Source organism: Vicinamibacteria bacterium (genome assembly GCA_035620555.1).
GTDB lineage: Bacteria > Acidobacteriota > Vicinamibacteria > Marinacidobacterales > SMYC01 > DASPGQ01.
In genome coordinates this window covers 1-3345 of record DASPGQ010000670.1, presented here as the reverse complement: position 1 = coordinate 3345, position 3345 = coordinate 1, and the positions used below count along the sequence as shown (strand labels likewise).

The 3345-nt window shown below is 63.1% G+C and carries 4 protein-coding genes; all 4 read left to right on the top strand.

The features are described from left to right. Window positions 1-258: 258 nt before the first annotated feature. Window positions 259-561: a hypothetical protein gene (locus VEK15_27225; protein ID HXV64420.1), complete on the top strand. Its 303-nt coding sequence runs from the start codon at window positions 259-261 to the stop codon at window positions 559-561. Window positions 562-657: 96 nt separating this feature from the next. Beyond that, entirely contained in the window at window positions 658-1464 is an 807-nt protein-coding gene (locus VEK15_27220; protein HXV64419.1) for an electron transfer flavoprotein subunit beta/FixA family protein, read from the top strand. After that, a complete protein-coding gene (locus VEK15_27215) occupies window positions 1461-2585 on the top strand; it encodes an electron transfer flavoprotein subunit alpha/FixB family protein (protein HXV64418.1) in 1125 nt (374 codons plus the stop codon). Before VEK15_27220 ends, VEK15_27215 begins: the two co-directional genes overlap by 4 nt. Before the next feature lie 29 nt (window positions 2586-2614). Next, window positions 2615-3220 (top strand): VTT domain-containing protein, encoded by a 606-nt coding sequence (locus VEK15_27210; GenBank protein HXV64417.1) that lies wholly within the window; start codon window positions 2615-2617, stop codon window positions 3218-3220. Window positions 3221-3345 lie beyond the last annotated feature (125 nt).

Here is a 3345-nt window from a genome sequence, read left to right as displayed (position 1 = left end):
CCTCGATGACGGAAAACTCGAGCTCGATCGGACAAGAAGAGGCAGTTCAGTGACTTGGAAGGAAGTGTGATTCCCTTCACGCGTCATGTCGACGCGATCGGGGACGATCCGCCCGGCCCCTTGAAAGAGGTCATAGCGATCGGTTCAGCAACCGTTGCGCTCCGAGCGGCTCTTCCGCAAGCTCGCCTCGCTGAGGGTATGCGCAACGTGCGCACCCCTCGGTTTTGTCGAGAGTGCTATAGTAATTTGAGCCAAGAAATGAGCCGCAGGATTCAAGCAGTCCTTCTCCTGGCTGCGGTTGTCTCTTACCCCACAGGTTTCGTGCCCGGCTACGAGACCGTGTCGCGGAACGACGGGGGTTATTGGCTGGGCGAAGCGCGACATCCTTCGCCCGACGTCGTATCCCAATTCGCTCCCAAGACTCCCGCGCGGACGGCTTCGTTCGAGTTCGTTCCCCCTCAGGAGAAGCTGCTCCACCAGAAGCCGTTCTCGAAGTCTTGGAGCCTCGCATCCAGGCTCGGGGCAGGCTCTCGCCTCATTCGCGCTCCTCCGCACCTCTAACCTTCCGTCCCCTCGCGACCTGACACGATTCTGAGCTTTCCAACCGGAGAGCCGGTCGGGTGGGTCTTTGCGTTAGCAGCTGGCCGAAAGGTGTGTATGAGCTTGAAAGTTGCTTCTCTCATGAAACAGGTCCCCTTGCCCTCCGAGATGAGGACGGGTGCCGACGGCCTCATGGATCGGACCACGGCCCAGTCCACCGTCAACCACGACTGCGCTTTTGCTCTCGAGCAAGCCCTCGAAATCAAGGACAGCGCGCCGGACTGCGAGCTCTTCGTGGTTTCCATGGGGCCTCCGAGCTTCGAGCAGTCGCTGCGCAAGGCCATCTCCATGGGCTTCGACCGCGCCTGCCTCCTTTCCGATCGAAGGCTTGGGGGCTCGGATACCTTTGCCACCGGGCTTGCCCTTGCCGCCTTTCTGCGGAAACTCGGCTTCGAGAAGGAGTGCGGGGAGCCATTCATTGTCTTCGCCGGGCGTCAAACCAGCGACGGCGACACCGCCCACGTTCCCTCTCAGGTGGCGGAAGGTCTCGGCATTCCCCAGGCGACCTTCGCCGAGGAAATCACCTACCGCGGTGATCACCTCCTCGTCCGTCGGATCGTGGAAGGGGGGCATCAGGTCCTTCGCGTTCCTCTACCGGCCGTGATCTCGGTCGCTCCTACGGCGCGTCCTCTGCGGCGTCCTTCGATCAAGGGTCTCATGCGGTCGAAGAAAGCTTTCGTCGAGACGTGGAACATCGACCAAATCGGATTGCGCGCCGATGAAGTCGGCATCGATGGCTCGCCCACGATCGTGGCCAAGGTGGTCACCATGGCGCGTACGCGACCGGAGGCCGTCATGCTGTCCGGCCCAGCTCGCGAATCGGTCGATGGCCTAGTTTATGCGCTCGAAAGAAGGCCCCGATGAGTGAAGGATACCCCCGGGTCGACTTTCGAAACGGAGCGAGGGGCATTCTCACCTGGGTCGAAGTCCACGGAACCAGGCCCGTCCCGGCATCGCTCGAGATCCTGAGACCCGCGCGAGAGCTTGCCGACAAGCTCGCGACCGAAGTCACCTCGGTTCTCATCGGAAGCGGTGTGGGCGCGACGGCCCGCGAGGTGATCGCTCACGGCGCCGACCGGGTCATCGTCGTGGACGATCCGCGGCTCGCCGAGTATCTCGTGCTTCCCTATGCCTCCGTCTTCTCCGAGATCATCCGGAGCCACCGGCCGGAGATCGCGCTTTTCGGCGCCACCACCTCGGGGCGCGAGCTCGCTCCTCGAATCGCGAGCCGCGTTCGGGCGGGCGTCACGGCAGACTGTACGCATCTCGAAGTGGGAGATTTCTTGTGGAAGCGGCGGAAGACGATCATGCACCCGTGCCTCGAAGCCATTCGCCCGAGCTACGGCGAGAGCAAGCTCGCGACCATCGTCGGCTTCTGGTGCCCTCAAATGGCGACGGCGCGACCGGGCGCATTTGCGCCCCTGCCTGCCGATCCCGCGCGGCGCGGTGAGATCCTGGAGCTTATGCCCCGCCTCGCGCCCGACGACTTCAGCGTTTCGATTCTGGAGACGGTTCGGGCCGCCCGCGGCGCCGACGGTCTCTTTTCCGCCGAGGTCATCGTCACCGGAGGTCGGCCATGCGGCGAGCTCGATTCCTTCGAACTGGTGCGCTCCCTGGTACGGGTTCTCCAAGAAAGAGGAGTGCGCTCCGAGTGGGGCGCTTCGAGACAAGCAGTGGACGCGGGCTACGTGCCTCACGAGCGACAGATCGGGCAGACGGGAAAGACCGTCCGTCCCAAGATTTATGTCGCCGTCGCGGTTTCCGGTGCGGTCCAGCACCTCGCTGGAATGAAGGAGTCCGGGTCGGTCGTCGCGATCAACAAGGATCCCGCTGCACCGATCTTCAAGAACGCGGACTTCGGGATCGTCGGTGACTACCGGGAAGTCCTTCCCCTTCTGGTCGAACGGGTGCGCTCGGGCTTCCTCTTTGGTCTTGCCGTCCCGCATCCGACCGGGGCCGAGCTCGAGACGGCAAGGACGGCGTAGTGGACTCTATCGTCGTCGGGTTCGAGCTCATGGCCCACGTGGATGAGACTCTCATCCGTTTCGTTCACGAGTACGGGGCGTGGACCTACGCGGTTTTGTTCCTCGTCATCTTCTGCGAGACGGGGCTCGTCGCCACACCGTTTCTTCCAGGAGATTCGCTTCTCTTCTCGGCTGGCGCACTGGCGGCAGCGGGCGCGCTCGACCTGTTCTCGCTGTGCGCGCTTCTGAGTCTCGCTGCGGTCGCCGGGGACGCCGCCAACTACGCCTTTGGAAGGACGGTGGTCGCGCGCTGGCTTTCTCGCTCGAGGCTCGTCAATCGAAGCCACCTCGCCCGAGCGGAGAGTTTCTATCGAACGCACGGGGGGAAAGCCATCGTTCTCGCCCGCTTCGCGCCCATCCTCAGGACCTTCGCCCCGTTCGTCGCCGGCATGGCGCGGATGCGCTATGAGCGGTTCCTGGTTTTCAACCTCCTCGGGGGTGTTGGCTGGGTTGGTCTTTGCGCTGGCTTCGGGTACCTGTTCGGAAATCTCCCGGTCGTGAAAGAGAATTTCACCGCGGTCCTGATCGCGATCGTTCTGGTCTCGTTGCTTCCCGCGGTCGCGGGCCTCGTTCGCGATCGTCGGGAGGTGCTATGACTCTCTGGATCGGGGCTTGCTTTCTCGGGGTAGCATTCTACCGGACGGATCGATCGAGGGGTTCATGAGTCCGGTTGCTGTCACGCTCCTTTGTTTCGTCGCGTACGGCCTCGGTTACCGCTTTC

Bases quoted from the DNA above. Each gene is read 5' to 3' on its own strand.
- VEK15_27225 (HXV64420.1), top strand. From the start codon at position 259: ATGAGCCGCAGGATTCAAGCAGTCCTTCTCCTGGCTGCGGTTGTCTCT.
- VEK15_27220 (HXV64419.1), top strand. From the start codon at position 658: ATGAGCTTGAAAGTTGCTTCTCTCATGAAACAGGTCCCCTTGCCCTCC.
- VEK15_27215 (HXV64418.1), top strand. From the start codon at position 1,461: ATGAGTGAAGGATACCCCCGGGTCGACTTTCGAAACGGAGCGAGGGGC.
- VEK15_27210 (HXV64417.1), top strand. From the start codon at position 2,615: ATGGCCCACGTGGATGAGACTCTCATCCGTTTCGTTCACGAGTACGGG.